Annotated in this window: 32 protein-coding genes and 2 pseudogenes; 14 read left to right on the plus strand and 20 right to left on the minus strand. The window is 58.3% G+C overall.

Going from position 1 to position 26,976, the window contains the following annotated elements; all coding sequences use genetic code 11:
- Position 1: 1 nt before the first annotated feature.
- The 6 genes from pheT to thrS form a co-directional block, all read right to left on the minus strand.
- On the minus strand, positions 2–2,380 hold the full coding sequence (pheT, locus tag CPH89_RS29875) for a phenylalanine--tRNA ligase subunit beta (RefSeq protein WP_053257051.1): 2,379 nt from the start codon (positions 2,378–2,380) through the stop codon (positions 2–4).
- Positions 2,381–2,406: 26 nt separating this feature from the next.
- Positions 2,407–3,423: a phenylalanine--tRNA ligase subunit alpha gene (gene pheS / locus CPH89_RS29880; protein ID WP_034099107.1), complete on the minus strand. Its 1,017-nt coding sequence runs from the start codon at positions 3,421–3,423 to the stop codon at positions 2,407–2,409.
- A gap of 109 nt (positions 3,424–3,532) precedes the next feature.
- On the minus strand, positions 3,533–3,889 hold the full coding sequence (gene rplT, locus CPH89_RS29885) for a 50S ribosomal protein L20 (protein ID WP_053257052.1): 357 nt from the start codon (positions 3,887–3,889) through the stop codon (positions 3,533–3,535).
- Positions 3,890–3,919: 30 nt separating this feature from the next.
- Positions 3,920–4,114, minus strand: coding sequence for a 50S ribosomal protein L35 (rpmI, locus tag CPH89_RS29890; protein ID WP_002553160.1), 195 nt, complete (start codon positions 4,112–4,114; stop codon positions 3,920–3,922).
- A gap of 60 nt (positions 4,115–4,174) precedes the next feature.
- The gene (gene infC, locus CPH89_RS29895) at positions 4,175–4,726 is read right to left on the minus strand and encodes a translation initiation factor IF-3 (RefSeq protein WP_169875357.1); all 552 of its coding nucleotides are present in this window, start codon (positions 4,724–4,726) and stop codon (positions 4,175–4,177) included.
- Positions 4,726–6,648, minus strand: a complete 1,923-nt coding sequence (thrS, locus tag CPH89_RS29900) for a threonine--tRNA ligase (protein ID WP_053257053.1) — start codon at positions 6,646–6,648, stop codon at positions 4,726–4,728. Before thrS ends, infC begins: the two co-directional genes overlap by 1 nt.
- A 371-nt stretch (positions 6,649–7,019) precedes the next feature.
- Here thrS and CPH89_RS29905 point away from each other — a divergent pair, with 371 nt between their 5' ends.
- Positions 7,020–7,334 carry a hypothetical protein gene (locus tag CPH89_RS29905; protein ID WP_053257054.1) on the plus strand — a complete coding sequence of 105 codons (315 nt, stop codon included), beginning with the start codon at positions 7,020–7,022 and terminating at the stop codon, positions 7,332–7,334.
- Positions 7,335–7,623: 289 nt separating this feature from the next.
- Positions 7,624–7,836: a cold-shock protein gene (locus CPH89_RS29910; RefSeq protein WP_032631434.1), complete on the plus strand. Its 213-nt coding sequence runs from the start codon at positions 7,624–7,626 to the stop codon at positions 7,834–7,836.
- A 73-nt stretch (positions 7,837–7,909) separates the two neighbouring features.
- Here the strand turns inward: CPH89_RS29910 and CPH89_RS29915 are convergent, their stop codons facing one another.
- Positions 7,910–8,230 (minus strand): I78 family peptidase inhibitor, encoded by a 321-nt coding sequence (locus CPH89_RS29915; protein WP_053257055.1) that lies wholly within the window; start codon positions 8,228–8,230, stop codon positions 7,910–7,912.
- Between the two features lie 143 nt (positions 8,231–8,373).
- Entirely contained in the window at positions 8,374–8,682 is a 309-nt protein-coding gene (locus CPH89_RS29920; protein WP_053258007.1) for a hypothetical protein, read from the minus strand.
- 172 nt (positions 8,683–8,854) lie between these two features.
- Here CPH89_RS29920 and CPH89_RS29925 point away from each other — a divergent pair, with 172 nt between their 5' ends.
- Positions 8,855–9,067 (plus strand): hypothetical protein, encoded by a 213-nt coding sequence (locus CPH89_RS29925; protein WP_053257056.1) that lies wholly within the window; start codon positions 8,855–8,857, stop codon positions 9,065–9,067.
- A gap of 33 nt (positions 9,068–9,100) precedes the next feature.
- Here CPH89_RS29925 and CPH89_RS29930 read toward each other — a convergent pair whose 3' ends face one another.
- The 7 genes from CPH89_RS29930 to CPH89_RS29960 are packed head-to-tail and all read right to left on the minus strand — an operon-like array spanning position 9,101 to position 16,069.
- Positions 9,101–10,129, minus strand: a complete 1,029-nt coding sequence (locus CPH89_RS29930; RefSeq protein WP_053257057.1) for a nucleoside hydrolase — start codon at positions 10,127–10,129, stop codon at positions 9,101–9,103.
- 26 nt (positions 10,130–10,155) lie between these two features.
- Positions 10,156–10,560, minus strand: coding sequence for a D-ribose pyranase (rbsD, locus tag CPH89_RS29935; protein WP_053257058.1), 405 nt, complete (start codon positions 10,558–10,560; stop codon positions 10,156–10,158).
- Complete coding sequence (rbsK, locus tag CPH89_RS29940) at positions 10,557–11,474, minus strand: ribokinase (RefSeq protein ID WP_053257059.1); 918 nt, start codon at positions 11,472–11,474, stop codon at positions 10,557–10,559. Before rbsK ends, rbsD begins: the two co-directional genes overlap by 4 nt.
- A gap of 23 nt (positions 11,475–11,497) precedes the next feature.
- Positions 11,498–12,520 carry a LacI family DNA-binding transcriptional regulator gene (locus CPH89_RS29945; RefSeq protein ID WP_053257060.1) on the minus strand — a complete coding sequence of 341 codons (1,023 nt, stop codon included), beginning with the start codon at positions 12,518–12,520 and terminating at the stop codon, positions 11,498–11,500.
- A 3-nt stretch (positions 12,521–12,523) separates the two neighbouring features.
- The gene (locus CPH89_RS29950; RefSeq protein ID WP_053257061.1) at positions 12,524–13,501 is read right to left on the minus strand and encodes an ABC transporter permease; all 978 of its coding nucleotides are present in this window, start codon (positions 13,499–13,501) and stop codon (positions 12,524–12,526) included.
- Complete coding sequence (locus tag CPH89_RS29955; RefSeq protein ID WP_053257062.1) at positions 13,498–15,051, minus strand: sugar ABC transporter ATP-binding protein; 1,554 nt, start codon at positions 15,049–15,051, stop codon at positions 13,498–13,500. Before CPH89_RS29955 ends, CPH89_RS29950 begins: the two co-directional genes overlap by 4 nt.
- Before the next feature lie 58 nt (positions 15,052–15,109).
- Positions 15,110–16,069 carry a sugar ABC transporter substrate-binding protein gene (locus tag CPH89_RS29960; protein ID WP_053257063.1) on the minus strand — a complete coding sequence of 320 codons (960 nt, stop codon included), beginning with the start codon at positions 16,067–16,069 and terminating at the stop codon, positions 15,110–15,112.
- Between the two features lie 555 nt (positions 16,070–16,624).
- On the opposite strand from CPH89_RS29960, the gene CPH89_RS29965 reads away from it, so the two are divergent.
- The 3 genes from CPH89_RS29965 to CPH89_RS29975 all read left to right on the plus strand — a co-directional run bounded on the left by CPH89_RS29965 (position 16,625) and on the right by CPH89_RS29975 (position 18,847).
- Positions 16,625–17,713, plus strand: coding sequence for an asparaginase (locus tag CPH89_RS29965; RefSeq protein WP_053257064.1), 1,089 nt, complete (start codon positions 16,625–16,627; stop codon positions 17,711–17,713).
- A 188-nt stretch (positions 17,714–17,901) separates the two neighbouring features.
- Complete coding sequence (locus tag CPH89_RS29970) at positions 17,902–18,153, plus strand: DUF1654 domain-containing protein (RefSeq protein ID WP_169875153.1); 252 nt, start codon at positions 17,902–17,904, stop codon at positions 18,151–18,153.
- A gap of 4 nt (positions 18,154–18,157) precedes the next feature.
- Positions 18,158–18,847, plus strand: coding sequence for an endonuclease (locus CPH89_RS29975; protein WP_053257066.1), 690 nt, complete (start codon positions 18,158–18,160; stop codon positions 18,845–18,847).
- Between the two features lie 31 nt (positions 18,848–18,878).
- Here the strand turns inward: CPH89_RS29975 and CPH89_RS29980 are convergent, their stop codons facing one another.
- Positions 18,879–19,244 carry an SPOR domain-containing protein gene (locus CPH89_RS29980; protein WP_053257067.1) on the minus strand — a complete coding sequence of 122 codons (366 nt, stop codon included), beginning with the start codon at positions 19,242–19,244 and terminating at the stop codon, positions 18,879–18,881.
- A gap of 262 nt (positions 19,245–19,506) precedes the next feature.
- Between CPH89_RS29980 and csrA the strand changes: the two genes are divergently transcribed.
- The 3 genes from csrA to CPH89_RS29995 all read left to right on the plus strand — a co-directional run bounded on the left by csrA (position 19,507) and on the right by CPH89_RS29995 (position 20,551).
- On the plus strand, positions 19,507–19,701 hold the full coding sequence (gene csrA / locus CPH89_RS29985; RefSeq protein WP_003192511.1) for a carbon storage regulator CsrA: 195 nt from the start codon (positions 19,507–19,509) through the stop codon (positions 19,699–19,701).
- A 210-nt stretch (positions 19,702–19,911) separates the two neighbouring features.
- A complete protein-coding gene (locus CPH89_RS29990; RefSeq protein ID WP_053257068.1) occupies positions 19,912–20,175 on the plus strand; it encodes a hypothetical protein in 264 nt (87 codons plus the stop codon).
- 94 nt (positions 20,176–20,269) lie between these two features.
- A complete protein-coding gene (locus tag CPH89_RS29995) occupies positions 20,270–20,551 on the plus strand; it encodes a hypothetical protein (RefSeq protein WP_053258008.1) in 282 nt (93 codons plus the stop codon).
- Positions 20,552–20,585: 34 nt separating this feature from the next.
- On the opposite strand, the gene CPH89_RS30000 is transcribed toward CPH89_RS29995, so the two are convergent.
- Positions 20,586–21,263 (minus strand): HAD-IA family hydrolase, encoded by a 678-nt coding sequence (locus tag CPH89_RS30000; protein ID WP_053257069.1) that lies wholly within the window; start codon positions 21,261–21,263, stop codon positions 20,586–20,588.
- A 220-nt stretch (positions 21,264–21,483) separates the two neighbouring features.
- Here CPH89_RS30000 and CPH89_RS30005 point away from each other — a divergent pair, with 220 nt between their 5' ends.
- The 5 genes from CPH89_RS30005 (at position 21,484) to CPH89_RS30025 (ending at position 25,176) form a co-directional block, all read left to right on the plus strand.
- Complete coding sequence (locus CPH89_RS30005; RefSeq protein ID WP_053257070.1) at positions 21,484–22,254, plus strand: alpha/beta fold hydrolase; 771 nt, start codon at positions 21,484–21,486, stop codon at positions 22,252–22,254.
- Between the two features lie 112 nt (positions 22,255–22,366).
- The gene (locus CPH89_RS30010) at positions 22,367–22,627 is read left to right on the plus strand and encodes a DUF2790 domain-containing protein (protein WP_053257071.1); all 261 of its coding nucleotides are present in this window, start codon (positions 22,367–22,369) and stop codon (positions 22,625–22,627) included.
- Between the two features lie 42 nt (positions 22,628–22,669).
- Positions 22,670–23,341, plus strand: coding sequence for a heavy metal response regulator transcription factor (locus CPH89_RS30015; protein WP_053257072.1), 672 nt, complete (start codon positions 22,670–22,672; stop codon positions 23,339–23,341).
- Entirely contained in the window at positions 23,338–24,738 is a 1,401-nt protein-coding gene (locus CPH89_RS30020; protein ID WP_053257073.1) for a heavy metal sensor histidine kinase, read from the plus strand. The genes CPH89_RS30015 and CPH89_RS30020 overlap by 4 nt, the downstream gene beginning before the upstream one ends.
- 213 nt (positions 24,739–24,951) lie before the next feature.
- Complete coding sequence (locus tag CPH89_RS30025; protein WP_053257074.1) at positions 24,952–25,176, plus strand: hypothetical protein; 225 nt, start codon at positions 24,952–24,954, stop codon at positions 25,174–25,176.
- Between the two features lie 6 nt (positions 25,177–25,182).
- Here CPH89_RS30025 and pcp read toward each other — a convergent pair whose 3' ends face one another.
- The 3 genes and pseudogenes from pcp to CPH89_RS30040 all read right to left on the minus strand — a co-directional run.
- Positions 25,183–25,824 carry a pyroglutamyl-peptidase I gene (gene pcp, locus CPH89_RS30030; RefSeq protein WP_053257075.1) on the minus strand — a complete coding sequence of 214 codons (642 nt, stop codon included), beginning with the start codon at positions 25,822–25,824 and terminating at the stop codon, positions 25,183–25,185.
- A 7-nt stretch (positions 25,825–25,831) separates the two neighbouring features.
- Positions 25,832–26,779, minus strand: a pseudogene (locus CPH89_RS30035) (DUF979 domain-containing protein).
- Positions 26,776–26,976: pseudogene (locus CPH89_RS30040) on the minus strand (5-oxoproline transporter, DUF969 family subunit); the annotation flags it as partial. The pseudogenes CPH89_RS30035 and CPH89_RS30040, both read right to left, overlap by 4 nt.

Below are 26,976 nucleotides of genomic sequence, written 5' to 3' on the forward strand. Positions count from 1 at the left end.
GTCACTTCCTTAACGTGGCGTTCAACCTTTGTTCGAGCGAGGTGAGGATATTTTGTGTCGTGGTATTCACCTCATCGTCATTAAGAGTGCGCGATGGATGCTGCCAGGTCAAGCCAACTGCAAGGCTTTTTCTATGCGGATCAATGCCTTTACCCTGATAGACGTCAAATAGCCTGAGGTCTGTCAGCCATTCCCCTGCATTTTCACGGATTACATCCAGAACAGCAGTGGCGGCCACGTCACGGTCGGCAATCAGCGCCAGGTCACGACGCACTTCAGGGAAGCGCGACAACTCGCTGAATTTAGGCATTTTGCCCGACGCCACTTCCGCCAGCACCAGCTCAAAAACGAACACAGGGCGGTCGAGACCGAGGGTTTTCGACAGCTCGGGGTGGATCGCACCGACGAAGCCCACCAAGCGCCCTTCGCGCTCGATACGCGCAGTCTGGCCCGGGTGCAACGCTGGATGATTGCCTGGCACGAACGTGAAGTCGTTCAGTGCACCGGCAAAGCCCAATACCGCTTCTACATCAGCTTTAACGTCGAAGAAGTCCACGGCGTCACGGCCCTGTGCCCAGCCTTCCGGCAGCCGGCTACCGCACACCACACCGGCGAGCATCGGCTCTTGCTTCAGGCCGTCGAGTTGGCCGACGAAACGCAGGCCGCTTTCGAACATGCGTACGCGATCCTGCTGACGGTTCAGGTTATGCGAAAGTGCCTTGACCAAGCCTGGCCACAGCGACGAGCGCATGGCGGCCATGTCGTTAGAGATCGGGTTAGCCAACAACAACGGCTCGACACCTGGGTTGAACAGTTCGAACTGCTTCGGATCGATGAAGCTATAGGTCACGGCTTCCTGGTAGCCACGGGCAACCAGCAGGCGACGCAACTCAGGCAGGTGCGCACGCGCTTCGGCCTTGGGTTGCGGTGCCAGGCGCGCTTGCGGGTAGCGCACCGGCAGACGGTTATAGCCATACAGACGGGCCAGCTCTTCGATCAGATCAACTTCAAGGCTGATATCGAAACGATGGCTTGGCACTTCAACGTGCCACTGCCCTTCGGCGCCAGCGGAAATGCCAAGGCCAAGTGCCGACAACAATTGCTCGATCTGCGCAGGCTCGATCACCAGGCCGAGCATTTGCTCGACGCTTTTGGCGCGCAGCGTAATAGGGGCAACGGACGGCAGGTACTGTTCGTTGACGGTTTCGGTGATCGGGCCGGCGTCGCCACCGGTGATCTCCAGCAGCAGGCCAGTGGCGCGCTCCATGGCTTCACGGGCCAGCTTCCAGTCCACGCCACGCTCGTAACGATGCGAAGCATCGGTGTGCAGGCCGTAAGAACGCGCCTTGCCGGCGATGGCGATCTGATCGAAGAACGCGCTTTCGAGGAAAATATCGCGAGTGGTCGCGGACACGCCGCTGTGCTCGCCACCCATCACGCCGGCAATCGCCAGGGCGCGGGAATGGTCGGCGATGACCAGGGTATCAGCGCGCAGGCTGACTTCCTGGCCGTCGAGCAAGACGAGCTTCTCGCCTTCTTCGGCCATGCGCACGCGGATACCGCCATTGATTTCGGCGAGATCGAATGCGTGCAACGGTTGGCCCAGCTCCAGCATCACGTAGTTGGTGATGTCGACGGCAGCGTCGATGCTGCGCACATCGGCGCGACGCAGGCGCTCAACCATCCACAGCGGGGTTGGCTTGGAAAGGTCGACGTTACGGATCACACGGCCCAGGTAGCGTGGGCAAGCGTTGGGCGCCAGCACTTCAATCGGGCGCACTTCCTCGTGCACGGCAGCGACTGCGGCAACCACGGGGCGGGTGACTGGAACGTTGTACAACGCGCCGACTTCACGGGCCAGGCCAGCGAGGGACAGGCAATCGCCACGGTTCGGGGTCAGGTCGACCTCGATGCTGGCGTCTTCCAGCTCCAGATAGACACGAACGTCCTGGCCTACGGGTGCGTCAGCCGGCAGCTCCATCAGGCCGTCGTTGCCCTCGCCCACTTGCAGTTCTGCCTGGGAGCAGAGCATGCCGTTGGACTCAACGCCACGCAGCTTGGCTTTCTTGATCTTGAAGTCGCCGGGCAGTTCGGCGCCGATCATGGCGAACGGAATCTTCAGGCCCGGGCGCACGTTTGGCGCTCCGCATACGACCTGGAAGGTTTCGGTGCCATTGCTGACCTGGCACACCCGCAATTTATCAGCATCAGGGTGCTGCTCGGTGCTGAGCACCTCGCCCACGACCACGCCGCTGAAAACACCGGCGGCCGGCGTTACGCTATCGACCTCAAGGCCGGCCATCGACAGACGAGCAACCAGCTCGTCGCGATCTACCTGCGGGCTTACCCAGCCACGCAGCCATTGTTCACTGAATTTCATCCTGCTCTCCTAAAGATTCGTTACGACTAGCGAAATTGCGCGAGGAACCGCAAGTCGTTGTCGAAGAACAGACGTAAGTCGTTCACGCCGTAACGCAGCATGGCCAGACGCTCAACGCCCATGCCGAAGGCAAAGCCCGAGAACTCTTCCGGGTCGATCCCGGACATGCGCAGCACGTTGGGGTGAACCATGCCGCAGCCCATCACTTCCAGCCAGCCGGTCTGTTTGCAGACGCGGCAGCCTTTACCGCTGCACATCACGCACTCCATATCGACTTCGGCGGATGGCTCGGTGAACGGGAAGAACGAAGGACGGAAACGTACCGCCAGCTCCTTCTCGAAGAACACCCGCAGGAATTCTTCGATGGTGCCTTTGAGGTCGGCGAAATTGATGTCGCGATCAACCAGCAGGCCTTCGACCTGGTGGAACATCGGCGAATGGGTGATATCCGAGTCGCTACGGTACACACGGCCTGGGCAGACGATGCGGATCGGCGGCTTGTTCGCTTCCATGGTGCGGACCTGTACCGGCGAGGTATGGGTGCGCAACAGCATGTTCGCGTTGAAATAGAAGGTGTCGTGCATCGACCGGGCCGGGTGATGGCCTGGGATGTTGAGCGCCTCGAAGTTGTGATAGTCGTCTTCGACCTCAGGGCCTTCGGCAATGCCGTAGCCAATATGGGTGAAGAACTGCTCGATACGTTCCAGAGTCCGAGTGATCGGATGCAGACCGCCCGAGGCCTGGCCACGGCCAGGCAAGGTGACGTCAATGGACTCGGCGGCGAGCTTGGCCGCAAGATCGGCCTCCTCGAGCGACGCCTTGCGCGCATTGAGAACCTCTGTGACACGCTCCTTGGCGACGTTGATCAGCGCACCGACTTGCGGACGCTCTTCAGCCGGCAAATTCCCCAGGGTCTTCATCACCTGAGTCAATTCACCCTTTTTGCCAAGGTAGTGAACCCGGATTTGCTCCAGGGCATTGATATCTTCAGCGCTTTGCACAGCCTCAAGAGCTTGAGCAACGAGCGCGTCCAGGTTTTCCATGTACAGACTCCAGATACAAAATAGGGGAAGAGCTTGAAGGCTCTTCCCCTATTTATGACGTTTACCACCCTGGGCTGCAGGAGCAACCCAGGGTGACTGTCGGGGGTACTTAAGCCAAAGTGGCTTTAGCTTTCTCGACAATCGCAGCAAACACCGCTTTATCGTTCACGGCCAGTTCAGCCAGAACCTTACGGTCGATTTCGATGGACGCTTTTTTCAGGCCAGCGATGAAACGGCTGTAGGACAGACCGTTAACACGTGCACCAGCGTTGATACGAGCGATCCACAGAGCGCGGAACTGACGTTTTTTCTGACGACGGTCACGGTAGGCGTATTGGCCTGCCTTGATTACCGCTTGCTTGGCAACACGGAATACGCGTGAACGCGCGCCGTAGTAGCCTTTAGCAAGTTTCAGAATTTTTTTGTGACGCTTACGGGCAATGACGCCACGCTTTACACGAGCCATGAGTTACTTCCTCTATTCTTGATCCAAAAATTAACGAAGGCGCAGCATGCGCTCGACTTTTGCCACGTCAGACGGATGCAGCAAGCTGCTTCCGCGCAGTTGACGCTTACGCTTGGTCGACATTTTGGTCAGGATGTGGCTCTTGAAAGCGTGCTTGTGCTTGATACCGTTAGCAGTTTTCAGAAACCGCTTAGCAGCACCACTTTTAGTCTTCATCTTTGGCATGTTCGGATACTCCGCATTCAGTTGATAAACATAATCAGAAGGCCTGCCGTGCCCTGTTGATTACTTCTTCTTTTTCGGGGCGATGACCATAATCAGCTGGCGTCCTTCCATCTTAGGATGCTGCTCGACAGAACCGTACTCCAACAGGTCAGCTTCAACCCGCTTGAGGAGTTCCATCCCCAGCTCCTGGTGGGCCATCTCACGGCCGCGGAATCGCAAGGATACCTTGGCCCTGTCCCCATCACTCAGGAAACGTACCAGGTTGCGCAGTTTTACCTGGTAATCCCCTTCCTCCGTCCCTGGACGAAACTTGATTTCTTTTACTTGAATCTGCTTCTGGTTCTTCTTCGCTGCAGCAATCTGCTTCTTCTTCTCGAAGATCGACTTGCCGTAGTCCATCACCCGGCAAACGGGTGGGATTGCATCGGCGGAAATTTCCACCAGGTCCAATTTGGACTCTTCAGCAATACGAAGCGCTTCATCAATCGAGACGATGCCAATCTGCTCGCCGTCAGCGCCAATTAACCGAACCTCGCGTGCCGAGATATTCTCGTTGATCGGGGCTTTCGGTGCAGCTCGTTTATCTTGTCTCATTTCACGCTTAATAATAATTACTCCGAATCTGGGCGACCACGCCGGGAAACCGCTTGCGCGAGGAACTCAGCGAACTGGGCGACGGGCATCGAGCCCAGGTCAGCACCTTCACGAGTACGCACAGCGACAGTCTGCATCTCGACTTCCCGATCTCCGATAACCAAAAGATAGGGAACCTTGAGCAAAGTATGCTCGCGGATTTTAAAGCCGATCTTTTCATTTCTCAAGTCGGACTTGGCACGAAATCCGCTTTCGTTGAGAGTTTTTTCAACTTCAGCGGCAAAATCGGCCTGTTTATCAGTGATATTCATGATCACTGCCTGGGTCGGAGCCAGCCACGCAGGGAATGCACCCTCGTAGTGCTCGATCAGGATACCGACGAAACGTTCGAACGAGCCGAGGATCGCCCGGTGCAGCATAACCGGGTGCTTACGGCTGTTGTCTTCGGAGACGTATTCGGCTCCCAAACGGATCGGCAGGTTAAAATCGAGCTGCAAAGTACCACATTGCCAGACACGACCAAGACAATCTTTCAGCGAGAACTCAATTTTCGGACCGTAGAAGGCGCCCTCACCCGGCTGCAGATCGTACGCAAGGCCCGCATTGTCTAGCGCTGCGGCCAATGCAGCTTCGGCGCGATCCCACAGTTCGTCGGAGCCGACGCGTTTTTCCGGACGAGTGGACAGCTTCATTTCGACTTCGGTGAAGCCGAAATCGCGATAAACGTCCATGGTCAGCTTGATGAACGCTGCGGATTCGGACTGCATCTGCTCTTCGGTGCAGAAGATGTGGGCGTCATCCTGAGTGAAGCCACGCACCCGCATGATGCCGTGCAGCGCACCCGACGGCTCGTTACGGTGGCAGGCACCGAATTCGGCCAGACGCATCGGCAACTCGCGGTAGCTCTTCAGGCCTTGGTTGAACACCTGCACGTGGCACGGGCAGTTCATCGGCTTGATGGCGTAGTCGCGGTTTTCCGACTGGGTGGTGAACATGTTGTCGGCGTAGTTGGCCCAGTGCCCGGATTTCTCCCACAGGCCGCGATCAACGACTTGCGGAGTCTTGATCTCCAGGTAGCCGTTATCGCGCTGAACCTTGCGCATGTACTGCTCGAGTACCTGGTACAGGGTCCAGCCGTTCGGGTGCCAGAACACCATGCCCGGCGCCTCTTCCTGAAGGTGGAACAGGTTCAGGCGCTTGCCGATCTTGCGGTGGTCGCGTTTTTCGGCTTCTTCGATGCGCTGGATGTAGGCGGCCAGTTGCTTCTTGTCAGCCCAGGCAGTGCCGTAGATCCGCTGCAATTGCTCGTTCTTCGCATCCCCGCGCCAGTAGGCACCGGACAGCTTGGTCAACTTGAACGACTTGAGGAAGCGTGTGTTCGGCACGTGCGGGCCACGGCACATGTCGACGTATTCTTCGTGGTAATACAGGCCCATGGCCTGTTCGTCCGGCATGTCTTCCACCAGACGCAGCTTGTAGTCCTCACCACGTGCGGTGAACACGTCGATCACTTCGGCGCGCGGCGTGACTTTCTTGATGACGTCGTAATCTTTTTCGATCAGCGCGTGCATGCGCGCCTCGATCGCCGCCAGGTCGTCCGGAGTGAAAGGACGCTCGTAGGCGATATCGTAATAGAAGCCTTCGTCAATGACCGGGCCGATGACCATCTTCGCGGTCGGGTACAGCTGCTTGACCGCGTGGCCAATCAGGTGGGCACAAGAGTGGCGAATGATCTCCAGCCCCTCTTGATCCTTCGGCGTAATGATTTGCAGGCTGGCATCGGCGGTGATCAGGTCACTGGCGTCAACCAGCTTGCCGTCGACCTTGCCGGCCACGGTGGCCTTGGCCAGGCCAGCACCAATGGATGCGGCGACCTCGGCTACGGAAACCGAATGATCGAATGAACGTTGACTGCCATCGGGAAGAGTAATAGTTGGCATGGCGCCTCCTCTCCTAGTGGTGACCCCTACCAAAGGTCACGTGGGTTGGGATGAGCCAGTACAAGATCCAACACCAGGCCGTTCAGTGATGAACGCCTGCCTTACAGCGGCAGGAGCCTTTCGGCCAACCGATAATCGAACCAGAGTGACTGGAGTGAACTCAAAAAAGAACATGGCAAGGCGGCAATTGGCACGCCTGTAAATAGCCAAGCGCAGGATGCTAGCACAGATGAACGGTCATCGCGCCGACACGGCCTTACGAAATACAAATTCCAGCGTTTATAGCTGCAAAAGTGAACTTGAGCTGTACGACAGGCCTCAAACACACCGAGAATCGCCGTTCGTCCTCAAGACTTCAGGAGCCTTTAACTATGCGTTTTTCCTCGACCTTCGCGCTTGCTGCATCGCTGGCCTTCCTCTCCTTCGGTGCGCAGGCTGCAGCCCCATCGAACTGGCCTTCGGCCGCTGAACGGGAAAACTTCGTCAAAGACTGCACGTCGGCCGCTCAGCAGAGCGTTGACGCCAAAACCGCCAAAGACCATTGCGAATGTGGCGCCGACAAGATCAATGCGGAATTGAGCACCGCTGAAATCAAGGAGCTCATGACCAACCAGAACGCCAAGCAGGAGCTTAAAAACAAAGCGGTCACGGCTATTTCGTCTTGCAAAGTCGTGAAGAAAAAGTAAGAACGACCACTGATCAGGCAGCCATTTCGCTGAAAAAAAAGCCTTAAAACTGCCATTTCTCACAAATTACGCAGCTTTTACGGCTTTTTTTAACAGCTGATATTTCGCAGCAAAGCCCCGTAGATCGGGGCTTTCAGCCGATCAAGGCACTAAACGCTACGTCATTGATTAGCAAACAATGCCTTGGGGGGGCTCCCAAGCCGAACATTTCGACTATGATAGCCAAGTGTGCCCAGTTGGCCTGAGCAGCACAGCACTACTGAAAATATATGTTTCTTGGAGATACACCATGTCTAATCGCCAATCCGGCACCGTTAAATGGTTCAACGATGAAAAAGGCTTCGGCTTCATCACTCCTCAAGGTGGCGGTGACGACCTGTTCGTACACTTCAAAGCTATCGAAAGCGACGGTTTCAAAAGCCTGAAAGAAGGCCAAACCGTTTCCTTCGTGGCTGAGAAAGGCCAAAAGGGTATGCAAGCTGCACAGGTTCGCCCAGAGTAATTCTGTGCTGAGCTAAAAAAACCCCGTCCATGTGACGGGGTTTTTTATGGGCGCTGCAAAAGCCGGGGCGCTATCAGCCGCAGTTGACCCGTGTGATCACCAGGTTGTCGTCGGTGTTCAGGTTCAAGCGGTCGGAGCGGTATTCCAGAGTGATCATGTCGTTAGGCTTGAGGATCCGCGCGTTCTGCGCGCCGGCACGGGTACGCGCCTGATCCAGCAACTGAGGCGAGGCTTTCTGGCCGATGGCGAATTCGGCAGCTTTCGACTCACAACGGCTATGGCCTGCGTCAGCAGCGGCGACGCCTTTGCCTGGCTCTGGGGCACCCGGGGTGCTGCAACCCGCCAACGCGAGTGCTGCCAACAAAGTGCCGAATGATGCGAGCTTCCAAGGCATGAAGCCTCCTATGATAAAAATGGACAGAGATCGTGCGACCGCGATCTGGCCGTTTGGTTTCAAGACGTAAATCGGCTGACGGCAAGTCTGCCTGACTCAAGGCGAGCATTCGCCCGGTCAATCGTCACCAGATATGAACGCACTCAGTAGATGTCGATGTAATCAAACGGTGGGGTTGGCCAATTCTGCGCGAGCGCATTGAAAATCTGCATGACCCAGACCTCATCGCTGGCCGCGACTTTACCGACATAACCCGAACCCTTCGCCCAGGTTTCCAGGCGAAACAGCAGGCCGTCAATCTCGACACCGCCTACGGCCTTCCCGGAGGAGATATACGCGATACCGGCCTTGGTCACTCGTAACTGGGTATGCTCGTCGTCACTGGCACTGGCGAGCAGTTGACGAACCGCCTCCAACGTGAGGTTATCGGGGTTGTTCAAATCGATCTGCACCTGGGGTTCCCCGGCAATTGAATTGAACAACAGTGTCGCACAGCGCCGGCCTCAACCCGAAGTACCTCATGCCTAAGTAGCAGTGCCAAAGACCACGCAAAAATGGTTAACTGCCGCGATTAAAACCGCGTAACAGCGCACTGCCCAGCACTTCCAACCCCGCGAGCCCCCCATGACCACTGTAACCCTCCAAGCCGACATCAAAGCCAAGTGGCCTCAAGGACAGAGCTCCTACAGCCCCGGAAGCCCGGAGGAGTTGGCAATCATCGGAATCGACCTGTTGGTCAAGGAACTCGGCACTCAGGCCGCGCAGGCCTTCATCGGCCAAGTATTCGAGAAGTACCCGGCCGATCACATGGGCGCACACAAGCCCGAGCGCGAATAAGAACCGGCCGGCGAGCGCCGACCGCTACACAGATTACTTCAGGCGCGCCAAGCGCTCGGTCAGCAGATCGAAGAAGCCTTGGGCGTCGCCGTTCTCAACCCAGAACGCGTTCTTCGGCTGTTTCAAGCCGTCATACCAATCGACGATGGTCTGGCCGAAGGTCGGACCTTCGCGACTGTCCACCACCACGTTAACCTCACGCCCACTGAACAGTGCCGGCTTGAGCAGATAAGCAATGACGGTAGCGTCGTGTACCGGGCCGCCCGGGATGCCGTAGTGCTCCATGTCGCCTTTGACGTATTCATTGAGAATGTCGCCAACCACTTTGCTCGCATTGTTGTTAATCGCTGCGATTTTCTTCAGGCGCGCTTCGCTGGTCAGCACCTTGTGGGTCACGTCCAACGGCAGATAGGTCAGCTTGACGCCACTTTTGAGCACGATTTCAGCGGCGATAGGGTCCGCGAACAAGTTGAACTCAGCCACCGGAGTGATATTGCCACCATTGAAGTGCGCACCGCCCATCACCACCACTTCCTTGATGCCTTGGGTGATTTCCGGAGCCTGGGTCAACGCCAGCGCCAGGTTGGTCTGTGGGCCGAGCATGGCGATGGTGATGCTGTGCGGCTTGGCAGTGCTGAGCGTTTTGATCAGGTAGTCGACCGCGTTGCCGTCAGCCAGGCCTTTTTTGGGCTCATGCACGGTGACACCGGAGATACCTTCCTTGCCGTGAATATTCTCAGCGTAAATCGGCGTGCGCAGCATGGGTTTTGGCGCGCCTGCGTACACAGGAATTTCCTCACGCCCTGCCCACTCACGAGCCAGGCGAGCGTTGCGGGAAGTCTTGTCCAGGCGCACGTTACCGGCGACGGTGGTCAGCGCACGAATGCTCAGTTCCTCCGGAGAGGCCATGGCAAACAGCAAGGCCACTACGTCATCGGCACCTGGGTCGGTATCGATGATCAGGTCGATTTTTTCCGCCGCTTGGGCGCTGGCGGCTGTGAGCGCGGACAAAAGCAGGACACTCCGAAACAGGTTTTTCAGGGTTGGAAGACCACGTTGCATGACACACTCCTTGTCGTAAGAAAACTCTAGAAGGTTACGCCGGACACCAGCGCGATATTGCAATAAGGCTGGCACTCGCCAGTGCGCACCACGGCGCGGGCCTTGCGACTGAGCTGCTTGAATTCTTCGTGGCTGACCAGGCGACGCTCGCCGAGGGCAGCCTGTTCTGTCAGGGAGTTGAGCGAGGTGAGCGCAGGAGGCTGCTTGAGCAGGATTTCTTCCGCCAATACATGGCTTTCGACCTGCATCTCACTCAACACAATGCGCAGGGTGCTGATGAAATCAGGAATGCCCTGAGTCAGCGCCAGGTCGATCAACTCGACGCCCGGTGGCACCGGCAGGCCGGCGTCGCCAATCACCAGGATGTCACCATGACCGAGAGACGCGATCACGCGCGACAGGGCGATATTGAGCAGAGGTGTCTTTTTCATGAGGGTATAAAACCTTGAACGTCCTGCAATGCAGGGATAGAGGGTTGTGCACCGGCGCGGGTGACCGACAGCGCAGCGGCGACTTGACCAAAGCGAATGGCCTCGGCTTCGCTTTTACCGTTGGCAAGCGCGGCGGCAAAACCACCCACGAAGGTGTCACCGGCCGCGGTGGTGTCCACCGCCTTTACTTTGGGCGCCACCAGGTGCTCAAAGCCGTTGCCATCGGCAAACAGCGCGCCCTGTGCACCCAGAGTGATGATCACTTTTCCGGCGCCCGCTTTGATCAACTGCGTCGCGGCGACCTTGGCGCTGTCGAGGGAGTCGACGGTCACGCCAGTTAATTCACCGGCTTCGCTTTCGTTCGGAATCAGATAGTCGATCGAGGCGTACCATTCCTTCGGCAACGGTCCGCTGGCCGGTGCCGGATTGAGGATCACCGTCTTGCCCAGTTCACGACCGCGCTTAAGCGCATGGCCCACGGTGTCCATAGGGACTTCCAATTGGCAGACGATCACATCGGCCGCCTGCAACACCGCATCGGCCAACTGCAACGAAGCCGGCGTCAGCTCACCGTTGCTTCCCGCAACGATCACAATCGCGTTCTGGCTGCTGTCATCCACCACAATCAATGCCACGCCGCTGGAGCCGTCTACCGAGCTGACGGCCTGGCAATCAATGCCCTCCACCAGCAACGCGTCGCGCAATTGAGTGCCGTAGGCGTCCGTGCCGACGCAGCCAATCATCGCCACATCAGCGCCCAGGCGCGCCGAAGCCACTGCCTGATTGGCGCCCTTGCCGCCCGGTACGGTGGAAAACGTTTGGCCAATCAGGGTTTCACCGGCGCGCGGCAAGCGACTGGCGCGGGTGACCAAATCCATGTTCAAGCTGCCTATTACCACTACTTTTGCTGGCATACATCAGTACTCATCAATTCGGTTCAGCGGTATTGGGCGAACACACCGGCAAACGGCGCCGTTGACTCACGCAACACAATGCTTGGCGTCACGATGCGCTGATCGATCGGCAGTTGGGGTGTCGCAATTCGTCGCAATAAGAGTTCGGCGGCCGTCTCACCCAATTGCAGGATTGACTGTCCGACCGTGGTCAGCGCCGGGTACACGTAGCGGCCCATTTGAATATCGTCAAAACCGATCACCGACAGCTCGCCAGGCACACGAATATTGCGCTCGGCTGCCGCACGTAATACACCGAAACCGATCATGTCGTTACTGGCGAAAATCGCACTCGGCGGGTTTTCCGACAGCAACTGTACCGCAGCGGCATACCCTCCGGTGCTGGTGAAGTCGCTTTCCAGGGTGCGACTGGCCATTACTTCCACGCCCGCCTCATGCAACGCACGGTGGTAGCCCGCAAGCCGCATTTGCGCCACACGGGTGTGGCCGGGGCCACCAATGCAGGCGATGTCCCGGTGCCCCAGTTCAAGCAAGTGCCGGGTCGCCAGGTAAGCGCCTTCCTCGTGGTCGATACGCACCAGGTCGACATCAATGCCGTCCAATGCCCGGTCGACAATCACCATGGGCGTGCGCACCGCGCTCAATCCCGCAGCAAGGCCGCTGTCATCGCCACCTACCGAGGTCACGATCAAGCCGTCAATGCGCTTCTCCAGCAATACGCGCAGGTAGCTGCGCTGCTTCTCGGCGTTATCGTCGGAGTTGCAGAGGATCACGCAATACCCATTACGCTCACAGTAATCCTCGATGCCCCGCGCCAGTTCGGCAAAATACGGGTTAAGGCTATTGGGCACCAGCAGGCCGATGGTGGCGGTGGTCTTGGCTTTGAGTGAGCGGGCGACGGCACTCGGCACATAGTCCAACTGCTTGATCGCCGCTTCAACCTTGATCCGCACAGGCTCGCTGACCGGCCGCGTCTTGTTCACCACATGGGATACGGTGGTGTAGGAAATACCTGCGAGCGCTGCCACATCCTTGATCGTTGCCATGGTTCAGCCCCGCCGACTGGCGCGCTGGCTGCGGTAGGTGTCGAGAACCACGGCAATCACGATCACGGCACCGGTGATGATGCGTTTGGTGGGCTCCGTGGCACCGATCTGCGCAAGGCCGGCCGCCAGCACCGAAATAATCAACACACCGAAGAACGTACTGATAACCGAGCCGCGCCCGCCCATCAGGCTGGTGCCGCCGATCACCACTGCCGCGATCACTTGCAACTCAAGGCCGGAGCCGGCATTCGGGTCCGCCGCTTCCAGGCGTGAAATCTGGAACAGTGCCGCCACACCGGCCAACAGCCCCATCAGGCTGAATACCAGGATCTTGTAGGGCTTGGGATTGATCCCGGCCAGACGCACCGCCTCTTCGTTGGTGCCGATACCGATCAGGTAACGGCCGAACACAGTACGGGTCAACACCAACTGAGCAGCGACGATGACCAGCAAAGCAATGATAAACGATGGCGAAATTCCGAACGCAACCGGGTTGGACAACCAGGCAAACGAATCACCAATATAAGCGGTGCGCGAACCGGTCATCTGGTAAGCCACGCCACGCGCCATTTCCAGCACACCGAGGGACACGATAAATGACGGAATGCGCCAGGCCACAGTAATCGAACCGGTGATGGTACCCGCCAACGCCGCGCAGCCCATGCCCAGCACAGCCGCCGGCAATACGCCCCAACCCCAGCTGAGAATTGCCACGCTGACCGCCGATGCCGCCAAGGCCAGCACCGAGCCCACCGACAGGTCGATACCGCCGATGATCAGGATGAACGTCATGCCCACCGCCAGCACCATCAGGTCCGGAATCTGGTTGGCCAGGGTGCTGAAGGTGTCATAGGACAGGAAGTGATCGCTGAGTACCGAGAACAGCGCAATCATGGCGAGCAAGGCACCGGCCAGCCCCAGATAAGTACCCAGGCCGTAGAAGTTGCCGCCGGTTTTACCCGGGGAGTTTGTTGTTTTCATGGGGTATCCCTAAGCACTGCGTCGTTCAGCAGCGCGTCACGTTTTTGATAGCCGGCAAAGGCGGCGGCGAGCAATTCGTCCTGGGTCCAACTGTCGCGTTCGAAGGTCTCGATCAGGCGTCCGGCGGACAGCACGCCGATGCGGTCGCAGATCAGCATCAGCTCCCGCAGGTCGCTGGACACCACGACCAGCGCTTTGCCCTGGCGCGTCAATTCGCCGAGTAACGCATAAATGTCGAACTTGGCGCCGACATCGATACCGCGGGTTGGCTCGTCAAAGAGCATCACCGCGCAATCGCGCTCCAGCCAACGGCCGATCACGACCTTCTGCTGGTTGCCGCCCGACAGCTCGGACACCAGCTGTGCAGGGCTAGAGCTGCGGATGCGCATGGCATCAATCTGGCGCTTGGCCAGGGCCGTTTCGTCGCGGCGGTTAACCACGCCGCCGCCGGAAATTTCCGGCATGTTGCCCAGCGCGATATTGGCGCTGATGGATTGGCTCAGCAGCAGGCCTTCACCCTTGCGGTCTTCGGTAATCAGAGCAATGCCATGAGCCACCGCGTCCACCGGCGAACGGATACTCACCACCTGCGCTGGCGACCCCAAGGCCACCGTGCCACTGTCGGCCAGGTCGGCACCGAAAATCAGGCGTAGCAATTCAGTCCGGCCCGCACCGATCAGGCCGGAGATGCCATAGATTTCCCCGGCACGCACTTCAAACGACACATCGCGGACCTTGTCCGAGCGGGTCAGCCCTTTCACCGTCAGGGCGGGGCCACCAATGGTGCGTGGCCCCAGGTCGATCTGCTCACCCAGTTCGCGACCGACCATCAAGGTGACCAGCTGCTCACTGTTGTAATTGGCCATCGGCTCGACGCAGACCAACTTGCCGTCGCGCAACACCGCAATACGCTGCGCGACGCGGGCCAGTTCTTCGAGCCGGTGTGAAATATAAATGATCGCCACGCCCCGGGCCTGCAGGCGGGTGATTTGCTCGAACAGCATCTCGACTTCACGGGCAGTGAGCATGGCCGTGGGTTCGTCGAGGATCAGTACATGGCAGTCGCCGATCAGGTTACGGGCGATTTCGACCATTTGTTGATGGCCGATGCCCAGGCTCCCGACCAGGGTGTCCGGGTCGATCGCGTCCAGCCCGACGTGGGCCATCGCCTCGATCGCGGCCTTGCGCAGTTGGGTGCGGTTGATCCAGCCACAGTTTCTGGGCAGGTTGTCCAGGAACAGGTTTTCGGCCACGGTCAGCGTTGGCAACAGGTTGAGTTCCTGCATAACCATGCGCACGCCCAGCTCTTCAGCCTGGGTGCGGCTACCGGGGCGGTAATCCTGGCCATTGAACTGCATGTGCCCGGTGGTCGGCGTGACCAGCCCGCCGATGATTTTCGACAACGTGCTTTTACCAGCGCCGTTCTCACCGGTCAGCGCCAGCACTTCCCCGCGATTGAGCGTCAGGGTGATGTCGGACAGAACCGGTTGGGCATAGGTCTTGCCGATACCGCTGACCGAGAGGACAGCGTTCGGGGCGGAAGATGACATAAGAAAAATCTCCAGGCGCCCGCTCAGGACGAGCGGGCGCTGTTGGGTGCTGCCAGGATTACTTCTTGAGGACGAGTTCGACCGGGGTTTCGATCACGCCGTCCTTGGCATCGACTTGTTCACCCTTGACCAGCTTGAGCGCATTCTGGATACCGAACACAGCTTGCTGAGCAGCGGCTTGGTCGGCAGTCGCCAGGACGCGGCCGTCCTGCAGCATCGGTTTGATGGCTTCGATATTGTCGTAGCCCACCACCAGCACTTTGCCGGCCTTGCCTGCGGCACGTACTGCGGAGACTGCGCCCAGTGCCATGTTGTCGTTACCCGCCAGCAACGCCTTGAGGTCCGGGTATTCGCTCAGCATGGCGGAAGCGACTTTCTGGCCCTGATCGATTTCCCAGTTACCCGATTGGGTGGAAACGATCTTCATGCCGGCAGCGTCCATCGCATCCTTGTAGCCTGCGGTGCGCTGCTGGGCGTTGGTGGTGGTCGGCACGCCTTCGATGATGCCGACCTTGTCACCCGAGGTCAGGTGCTTGGCCAGGTAGTCACCGACCAGCTTGGAGCCTTTGCGGTTGTCCGGCCCCACAAACGGGATGTTGAGGTTTTTGCTTTTCAGTACGTCCGGATCAAGGCGGTTGTCGATGTTGACGACCTTGATGCCGGCATCCGAGGCTTTCTTAAGCACGGTGACCAATGCCTTGGAGTCGGCCGGGGCGATCACGATGGCGTTAACTTTGGCGAGGATCATCTGGTTGACGATATCGATCTGCGCACTGGTATCGGTTTCGTTCTTGATACCGTTGGTGATCATGTCGAAATCAGCGGCGTGGGTTTTCTGATAGTCCTTGGCGCCGTCCTGCATGGTCACGAAAAATTCGTTGGCAAGGGACTTCATCACCAGGCCGACCTTGGGTTTGGCGGCGGCGTCTTCAGCGAATACAGAGGAGAGAGGTAGAGCAGCGGATGCGGCAGCAAGCACAGCGACAGCAAGAAGACGTCCAGCAAATGGCAGCTTCATGGGTTCACTCCGATCTTATGATTATTGTAAGCAACGCTTGCACCGAAGAATGCTCCGGCAGCCCTCCCACCCGGGTGGCTGATACGAGTTTTCACGATACTCAGGGAGCGCTGCGTGAAACATCTCGCAAACGTTTGCGTTAGTCAAACTATGAGAACCTTGTCGAGATTTGTCAACGACGGAAATCTGCCTTTCATCTGACCCAGGCCTTTCACCGCACAGCTGATGTGACTAAACATGGCCTTCGCCCGACCGCTCGCTGAAACGACAGGCAGCTGCCCCACCGTCATACACGCCTGCATGAATATTCCATCATGGTTTTCGGACAACCGAACGCAATAGCCCCTCACTGTTCGGAAAGCCGGACAAACGCCCCTCAGCCCCACCTGCAAAACCAATATAAGTTGTTTTAAATCAACACGTTAATTTATATGTTCGGCCACCATCAGCCTGGTACAAATCCTGCTCTTTCTCAGCACCTCGCGGCATTCAGAATCGCCCGGGTGTTCTAGATGAACCTGCTACCGCACTCATCAAAAACCAGAGAGAAAAATAATGAAATCTGCACTGAAAACCTTCGTTCCGGGCGCCCTAGCCCTACTGCTGCTGTTCCCCGTTGCTGCCCAGGCAAAGGAAGTCGAAACCAAGACCAAGCTGGCCAACGTGGTGATTCTCGCCACCGGCGGGACCATTGCCGGCGCCGGCGCCAGCGCCGCCAACAGCGCCACCTACCAGGCGGCCAAGGTCGGTATCGAGCAATTGATCGCCGGTGTTCCTGAGCTTAGCCAGATCGCCAATGTCCGCGGCGAGCAAGTGATGCAAATTGCGTCCGAGAGCATCAACAACGAAAACCTTCTGCAGTTGGGTCGCCGAGTAGCCGAACTGGCTGACAGCAAGGACGTGGACGGCATCGTTATCACCCACGGTACCGACACCCTCGAAGAAACCGCTTACTTCCTGAACCTTGTGGAAAAGACCGACAAGCCAATCATCGTCGTCGGTTCAATGCGTCCTGGTACCGCCATGTCGGCTGACGGCATGCTCAACCTGTACAACGCCGTGGCTGTCGCCGGCAGCAAAGACGCTCGCGGCAAGGGTGTACTGGTCACCATGAACGATGAGATCCAATCGGGTCGCGACGTCAGCAAAATGATTAACATCAAGACCGAAGCATTCAAAAGCCCGTGGGGCCCGTTGGGCATGGTCGTTGAAGGCAAATCCTATTGGTTCCGCTTGCCTGCCAAGCGGCACACCATGGATTCCGAGTTCGACATCAAGACCATCAAAAGCCTGCCAGACGTGGAAATCGCCTACGGCTACGGCAACGTGAGCGACACCGCCGTCAAGGCCCTGGCCCAGGCCGGTGCCAAAGCCATCATCCATGCCGGCACCGGCAATGGTTCGGTGTCTTCCAAAGTCGTCCCTGCCCTGCAGGAACTGCGCAAGCAAGGCGTGCAAATCATTCGCTCTTCCCACGTGAATGCCGGCGGTTTCGTTCTGCGTAATGCTGAACAGCCTGACGACAAGTACGACTGGGTTGTCGCACACGACCTTAACCCACAGAAAGCCCGCATTCTGGCAATGGTTGCCCTGACCAAGACCCAGGACAGCAAAGAATTGCAACGGATGTTCTGGGAATATTGATTGTTGGTGACACCGGTAGAGGCGGGCTTGCTTGCCTCTACTTCCCCGCTCGCCCCTCGCTACACATTCCCCGCGCGACACCCGCTGTCTGAATGGACCGTCAAAACCAACTGGCTTGATTTTAATAAGTTGCGAAATTCGTAACAGTTAAATACTGTATGCACGTACAGCACAGTAAGGAATATTCCGTGGCAACGTCTTCTTCCGCAGCGCAAACCTCGCCTGACGCCTATACGCGACTCGCCGTTCGTGTGCAAAAAATCATCAATTCGACCAACGCCCAGAAAGCCAAGGCCGCCCTGATCTTCCGTTTGCCGGACGAGCCAGAGGAGGAATGGGGGCGCTTGCTGGAAGAAATAGCCGAGAACGACAACGTCACCCTCGCCTATCGGGATGATGGCGGCGTGCAGATATTCTGGGTTGTGCCGAAGGAAGATTGATTCAATGAGTGCCCGTTTTATTGCTGTTTTTTGCTTGTTTTTTACCGTTACCGCTCATGCTCAGGCGCCCCGAACCTTCAGTGAAGCCAAGAAAGTCGCCTGGAAGCTCTACGCACCACAGTCCACGGAGTTCTACTGCGGCTGCAAATACAATGGCAACCGTGTGGATTTGAAAGCCTGCGGTTACGTCCCACGCAAAAATGCCAACCGCGCTGCACGCATCGAATGGGAACACATCGTCCCGGCCTGGCAGATCGGGCATCAGCGCCAGTGCTGGCAAGCCGGTGGGCGCAAAAACTGTACGCGCTACGACGACGTGTTCAAGCGCGCCGAGGCGGACCTGCACAACCTGGTGCCGAGCATCGGTGAGGTCAATGGCGACCGTAACAACTTCAGTTTTGGATGGCTGCCGGTGCAACGTGGGCAGTACGGGTCATGCCTGACCCAGGTGGACTTCAAGGCCAAGAAGGTCATGCCCCGCCCATCCATTCGCGGGATGATCGCCCGGACCTATTTCTATATGAGCAAACAATACGGCTTGCGCCTCTCCAAACAGGACCGCCAACTGTATGAAGCCTGGAACAAGACCTACCCCGTGCAACCTTGGGAGCGTCAGCGCAACCAGACCGTGGCGTGTGTGATGGGCCGCGGTAACGAGTTTGTCGGCCCGGTGAACCTGAAAGCCTGCGGCTGAAAATGGGCGGGACTGCCGCCCAACCTGCCGGTTACTGCGCAGTCTTGTGCTCGATAACCTGCGACTCGGTATCATTTTTCTTGGCGCGTGCCAGTTTTTCGGTCAACAGGGCCTGCTTGGCTTCAGCTTCGGCCTTGCTCGCGAACGGGCCCAGCAAAACCTCGTCCTTGCCGTCGGTCTTCACGATATAAAAATTGAAACCATGTTCCAGCAGCCAGGCGGTCAAGTCGGTGATCGCCTGCAGTTTGTGGTCTGGCGGGCCCACCCACACGTCCCACTCCTGAGCGGCAATCACCCCGGTTTGAGGCTGGTTCTCGGTCACGGCAGGCTTGGCCTTGGGGGCATCGACCGGTTTACCTTCACCGCAACCGGCCAATGCCAACACCACAATTGCCATCGCTACTTTACGCACTGCCCTGCTCCTTTAAGGATAAAGAGGCAACTTTATCATTCACTGTCTATTCTGGCCGTCATAAACGTTGGCTTAAACAATGCGAATGATGTACCGCAGACCTGTATGATGCCGCCATGGGAATTAATGTCGCCTCTATGCGTCCTAAAAGAGGCAGTCACAGGGAAGCGCTTAGCAGTAAGCTACACACATCCGACACGTGCCCTGTCTGAAACATGTGCCCTTAAAAGTAATCAAGGAGAAGTCCATGCTGATACTCACCCGCAAAGTTGGTGAAAGCATAAACATCGGTGATGACATTACGATCACCATTCTGGGCGTCAGCGGCCAGCAAGTACGAATCGGCATCAACGCCCCCAAGGACGTTGCCGTGCATCGCGAGGAGATTTACCAGCGCATCCAGGCCGGCCTCACGGCTCCGGACAAAAACCAGACTCCTTGACGCCCTGCTCAGTAGCCAGCCTTTTCGTTCACTGTAACGGCTGGCGAAATCCCTCCAGCCTGTTCGCGCTTTCTTGCGCGATCCGCGCGCTAGACGCGTTCAGCTTCGCTGCAAGATGAAACTGTCTTGGCGCCTGGAACTTGTTGCGTAATTCGCAGCCGAATCTCCTGATTATTATCCTGCCATCCGAGTGCGTTCAGGAGCACGTCGATGAGGCCAAACGCAAAGCAGCCACTGGTTTCCAAGTCCTGGGGAATAGCCCTGCTGATAGGGTTGGTCTTCGTGGCGCTGGGATATGGCGTGAGGTTTGAAATTGAAGCGATCAGCGACCCCAGCAAGCGTTCGTGGCTGGACCTGGCGCTCTTCTTGTCTGGCTACCTGTTTGCGTTCTGCCTCCAGCCCATCCAAAAAGCTGTTCTGCGCAAATTGTGCCAACGAGCCGCGCAACGTCCCACGCAGAAAACCGCCCGCTGAGGCTCGCTTGTCCGCTATCTGATCGCTGGTATTTACAGCCTTGCAGCAGGATCTATGCTTGGTCTTGCACGGTCAGTCAAAGGCGTTAAAGCAGATGGACAGCCTCAACAAATACCAAATCGAGTCGGCACTGGCGGCGCGCCTGCCCAGCTACAAGATTACGTGTACCTTGCACGCTGACGGCACCCTGTCTGCCATCCTCAGTGGCCCGGAAACCGACCATTTCGCGATTACCGGAATCGTGCGCGCGAATTATCGCGGTGCCGAAGCGATTGCTCAGCTCGCCAATGAGATCCTCAGAGAGATGGTGATCTCACGCCAGGGAATGAGAAACAGCCGACTACAGGCACCCCCTGATCAAACCTCTCGCAAATAAGGCCGAGACCGGAAACGGCTCGGCTTTTTTCATTTCAGTCCGCCAGGCCCTGCAAGCTCAGCAGGCCGTCAGTGTCGCGCTGGACCCGCAACTGCTCATAGTCCTGGATGGTGGCATGCGCAGTGGCCATGGGCTTCAGGTGCGTCGCGGTAACCACCATGACATCCGCGCCGGCCGCCACCCCGGCTCGAATACCCACGGTTGCATCCTCGAACACCAGGCACTCGCGCACCGGCACGCCCAAACGCTGCGCCCCCAGTACATAACAGGCGGGGTCAGGCTTACCGCTGGCAACGTCCTCAGCCGTTACCAAGACTGCCGGCGGTTCAATACCCGCAGCAGCCAAGCGGCGTAACGCCAGTTCCCTGGGTGCAGAGGTGACCAGCGCCCATTGATCGCCAGGCAGGCCGTTCAAAAACTCGACCGCGCCGCCAATCGCCACGACCCCCTCGACATCGTTGATTTCCGCCTCAGTGATCCACTGCGCTTCAACTTTGGGGTCCACACCTGGCAATGCTTGACGGGTGATGGTGTCAATGGCACGTGCGCCATGGATGGTGGTCAGGAAGGCCGCCACATCCAGCCCGTGGCGCTCAGCCCAAGTGCTCCATACACGCTCGGCGGCCGCGATAGAGTTGAGCAGCGTGCCGTCCATATCGAACAGGAACGCGCGGTAACGTTGGGCAAATACGGCAGAACCTCGGATGGACACGACGCGGATTCCTCTTGGATTTAACAAATAATCGACCCGATGCAATCTACGGGTCACCTCCTCGCTTGTAAACGCCAGCGCCGCGCCGCTAACCAAGCGATTGCATGACAGGTTTGTCATCAACCCGTAAGTCTTGTCAGCACCCTCACTTCATACAGTGGCGTCGTCAGTCACCCACATCGGGTGGCACAACTTCCCACTGAAGATGAAGGGCCGCACAATGAAACCTGCACGCAAACTCTGCCTGATTGCCGCCAGCCTGTTGATACTGGGTACCGGCACCGCCATGGCCGGCACCGTCGCACCGGTCAAAGCCGACAACGTGGTGCTGGTGCACGGTTCCTGGGCTGACGGCTCGAGCTGGTCAGACGTCATTACCCGCCTCCAGGCCGCCGGCCTGCACGTGACCGCCGTACAGAACCCGCTGACATCGGTTGCCGATGACGTCGCCGCGACCAATCGCGTACTCGACCAACAGAACGGCCCTACCGTGCTGGTCGGCCATTCTTACGCCGGTAGTGTGATCAGCGACGCCGGTGCGAACCCGCACGTCAGCGCCCTGGTGTATGTGGCAGCCCGTGCACCGGACGCCAACGAAGACTTCGTCGCCCTTTCCGCCAACTACCCGAGCATGCCCGTCCGCGCCGGTGTGGTTGAGCACGACGGCTACCTGACCCTGAACCAGGATGCCTTCCTGAGATACTTCGCCGCCGATGTGCCACGCGCCAAAGCGCTTGAGCTGTACGCCGTACAACAACCGATTGCCAAGAGCCTGTTCAGCGGCCGCACCGTCAATGCGGCCTGGCACACCAAGCCGTCCTGGTACGCCGTGTCGAGCAATGACCAGACCATCAACCCGGACCTGGAGCGATTCCTCGCCAAGCGCATGAACGCCACCACCATCGAGCTGCCGTCGAGCCACTTGTCGCTGGTGTCCCACGCCAGGGAAATCACTGACCTGATCCTCGAAGCGTCCGGCCGCCAGCCCTAAACCGTTCATTACGAACTTGTCATGATCCTGTTGGTTGGCTGTTTGAGCTGCCTGGTTACTGTGAACTCACTGCCAGCAGCGGGCAGCCAACCCTTTAAAGAGAGAGACCACCATGAAACTGTTTATCCTCGGCTTCAGCGCCCTACTTGCCACCGGCTCAGTGTTCGCGGCCGACACAACCCCCGCCACCAACGTGATCCACGACAAGACCGGTTTCTTCGTGCACCTGGATGTCGACAAAGTGCTGTCGAGCACCGACACCTACGGCCAGTGCGGTATCGTCCCCGCCCGCCTCGATTACCTGGACCATCAGGGTCGCGAACACGTGCTGGACTATCAGGTTCAAGGCATTGGCTGCGCCAGTGATAATTGATCGGGCTACACTTGCGCAACGCTTAGAATCAGGGCACTTCCCATGAACATCCTCGTAGTCGAAGACGAACCCAAGGCCGGCAATTACCTGCTCAACGGCCTGCAGGAACTGGGTTACTCGGTAAGCCTCGCCCGGGACGGCGTGGACGGCTTGCACCAGGCGCTGGAAACGCCGTTCGACGTAATCGTGCTGGATGTGATGATGCCAAAAATGGACGGCTGGGAAGTGCTGCGCCGCCTGCGCAAGGAGGCTGACACACCGGTCCTGTTCCTGACCGCCCGCGATGACATTGCCGACCGTATCAAAGGCCTGGAACTGGGTGCTGATGATTACCTGATCAAGCCGTTTTCCTTCGCCGAGCTGGTCGCCCGGTTACGCACCCTGACCCGCCGCGGCCCCAGTCGCGAAGAAGAGCACCTGCACATTGCCGACCTGCAAATCGATGTACTGAAACGCCGGGTCACGCGGGCCGGTACACGCATTACCCTGACCAATAAGGAGTTCGCCCTGCTGCACCTGTTCGCCACCCACCAGGATCAGGTGCTGTCACGTTCGATGATCGCCTCGCGGGTCTGGGACATGAACTTCGACAGCGACACCAATGTGGTCGATGTCGCCGTACGACGCTTGCGCCTGAAAATCGATGACCCGTTCCAGCTCAAGTTAATTCACAGCGTGCGGGGCATTGGCTACCGCTTCGACATACAGCCATGAACCACCGCCGCCACTACTCGCTGACTCTGCGCCTGGCGCTGATCTTCGCTTTGCTCGCCTTCGCCCTGCTGGCCACCCTGGGCGTTGCGCTGTATCGCGAACTTGAGCGTGAACTGGTCAAGCGCGACGATGCCGCCCTGATCTATCGCGCCGACCAGTTACGCAACCTGCTCAACGACAGCAATACCCTGGACCTGATCAAGACCAAGCCAGAGCTGTTCAAGAACATGCTGGGCAACAGCGAGTCGGTACTGAGCATCGCGGCGCCGGGGCAAAAACCGTTGTTGTTGGTTAACCCGGGCAACATTGAAATGCCGTCCGTAGTTCCCGTCCCCAAAGACCACGAGCTGGGCTTTTCCGACGTGCACCATTTGCCCGGTGTGAATGGCGTGCCTTTCGCCACCGTAGCTGCATCCATCGACTCCGGAGACCTCGGCAGCCTGCAAGTCACCACCGGGCGCCTGATGACTGAACGCACCGCCATGCTCGCCAGCTATCGCCTGAGCGTGTTTGTCCTGGCAACCATTGCAGCGATCATCCTCGCGTTGGTGGGTTACCTGCTGGTGTACCGCGGGCTTTTGCCGTTGCGGCGCCTGGCCACGCATACCCAAGGCATCGGCGTGGGCAACCTGGCCGAGCGACTCGACAGCCACGGCGCACCGAAAGAGCTGCTGCCGATGATCGACGCCTTCAACACCATGCTGGAGCGACTGGCCAAAGGCTTCGTGCAACTGGGCCAGGTGTCCACCGACATGGCCCACGAACTGCGTACGCCGATCAATAACCTGCTGGGCGAAACGCAAGTCGCGCTGCAACAGAGCCGCAGCATCGAAAGCTACCAGCAACTGCTGGCCTCCAATGTCGAAGAACTCGAACGCCTGGCGCGGATGCTCGACAACATGCTGTTCCTCGCCCGCACCGACCCGGCCAGCGCCCTGCGCCAGCGCCAGGCGCTGAGTGCAGCGGATGAAGTGGAGCGTATGGCTGACTACTTCGAAGGGTTGGCGAGCGACGTGGGTATCAGCATTCTCGCCGAAGGTGACGGTGTGATCTGGGCTGAACCGATGCTACTGCGTCGTGCACTGGCCAATCTGTGTGCAAACGCTATCAAGTACGGCGCCCCGCGTTCGGACCTGCTGATTCAGGCGGTTCCGAATACCGATGGCATCAACCTGCGGGTCAGCAACCGGGGTGAAACCATCCCTGCCGAGCATTTGCCGCGCCTGTTCGAACGGTTTTACCGAGTGGATGAGTCGCGGGAGCGCTCGGCCCAGTCCAATGGGTTGGGGCTGTCGATTGTGGCGACGATCATGCTCCTGCATAACGGTCGCTACAGCGTTACCAGTGATGCAGGGCTGACATGTTTTGAGCTGTTCTTTCCAAAGCGGGAAGCCTGATACCCCAGGCCAGAACCCGGGTGGTATTTTGCAAAAATTTGTCGCTCACGGCCGGCCCAAACTCGCACTAATCTTCGTTCCCAGGCGCTCTCTCATTTCAACTAAAAAAGGGGTCACGCGTTGGAGAAAAAACAGTATCGGCTTGGTTGGGCGAACACGCTGAACATCCCGGTTCAAGGTCGAGCCGGTGGGGGTAATGACGGAGGTTCGGGTATGGAAAAACGCTTGGGTTTACTGGAAAAAGGGCTGGCTGAAATGAAAGAGAAGCTATTCGCCGTTTCGAGCAGGGCAGACTCCATGGAAAAGCACTTCGCCACCAAGGCGGACCTGGCGACCACGGAGCTGAATCTCATCAAATGGTACGTCGCCACCGCGTTCGCAATGACCGGGCTCGCGTGCGCCATTACCTTCGGCCTGACCCGACTGTTGAACGGCTAAGGCAGATCAACTGATCTGCCCACCGCTTTGTACCGTCTCAACCTCAGTGCTCCACGCCACACGTACCGCTTCGCGCAGCCCCTCGACTGTCGTCACCAGCGGCATTGACGCCTGCCCAGTATCAGCGACCTGCTCCGGCAGGTTGGGTACATGGATAAATCCGCTGCGAACGTCCGTACCGACCAGCGCGTGTTGCAACAGGTAAAACACCTGATTACACACAAACGTGCCCGCAGTCTGCGAAACCGACGCCGCAACCCCAGCGTCGCGCAATGCCTTGACCATAGCCTTGATCGGCAGCGTGCTGAAGTAGGCGGCCGGCCCGCCAACCACCACCGCCGTATCGATAGGTTGCTCGCCCAGATTATCGGGGATGCGTGCATCGTTGACGTTGATCGCCACCCGCTCGATGGAGATATCACTACGCCCAGGCCCAAGACCCGTGGCAATCACCATCGCCGGGCGCAGCTCGGCGATCAGCCCCGTCAGGCACTTCCCTACTGTGGAAAACGCACAGGGCAGGCGGCGCGCAGCAATCTGCACACCCTCGGCCAATTGCACGCCATCCAACTGCCGCACGGCCTCCCAGGACGGGTTGACCGGGTCTTGATCAAAGGGCTCGAAGCCCATCAGCAGTACAGTTTGCATCTTGGCCTCACATCAACAGGTAGAGCAGGACAATATGACGACCAGCATCATTAACGCGGTCGGCAGTTGCGCCTTGATCACCGCGTTCTTGTCCGGCAACTCCAGCAACGCTGCCGGCACAATATTGAAGTTGGCCGCCATGGGGGTCATCAGCGTACCGCAATAGCCGGAGAACATACCGATCGCCGCCATCACCGCCGGGTTACCGCCATAAATACCCACCAGTACCGGCACGCCAACACCGCCGGTCATGACCGGGAAAGCCGCAAAGCCATTGCCCATGATAACGGTGAACAGGGCCATGCCCAGTACATACACCATCACCGCCACCAGCTTGAAATCCAGGTTGATGTAGGTGGTAGTCACATGCGCAACCGCCGTGCCGACCCCGGCTTCATTGAATAAGAGCCCAAGCATCGCCAGCATCTGCGGGAGCACCATGGCCCAGCCCAAGGCTTCGGTCAGGCGCCGGGATTCGCGCAAGGCTTGCACCGGCGTATCGCGAGTCAACCAACAGGCCAGACCGAGGGCGATCAGGCAACCGACACCGAGGGATACAAAGGTGGTGTTTTTCGGGTCCAGCAGTGGCACGCCACCGATTTTCGGTGTGCTTGAGCAATACCGAACCAATCACGGTCGTCAGGGGAATGGCCAACGCCGGGATAAACAGCTTGTGGCCCAGTCGACCGCACTGGCACGGGCAGACTTGTCATGCAACTCGGTATGTGTGCCTCGACCGACGCCCGAAACCTGCGATCAACGCCATCACTACCACGCCAACGCCAATGAGCACCGGCGGCAAGCGCTCCCCGACCAGGAACGGCATGGCGAACAGCAACCAGAATACGGCGCTGGACCAGCGCTTGGGATGGCTTCGATCCAACAGGATCATGCCTGCGGTAATCAGCAACAAAATGCCGGCAAGCCAATACAGGTATTCAATCGAGATGATCATTGCGCAGCCTCCACAGGTGTGGCGACGGGCGTCATCTCGCGGTGAGACTGCGGTCAAACCGGTGCAGGCGAATCGCATGAATGATAAAGGCACAAATCGCTGTCGGGATGCCCACACGGCAATGTGCAGCGGCTCCACATCGATGCCCGAACCGAGCAGGAAAGTATGCATCAGCGCAATCGCACCAAAGGCGACAA

The sequence above is a fragment of the Pseudomonas fluorescens genome (assembly GCF_900215245.1).
GTDB lineage: Bacteria > Pseudomonadota > Gammaproteobacteria > Pseudomonadales > Pseudomonadaceae > Aquipseudomonas > Aquipseudomonas fluorescens.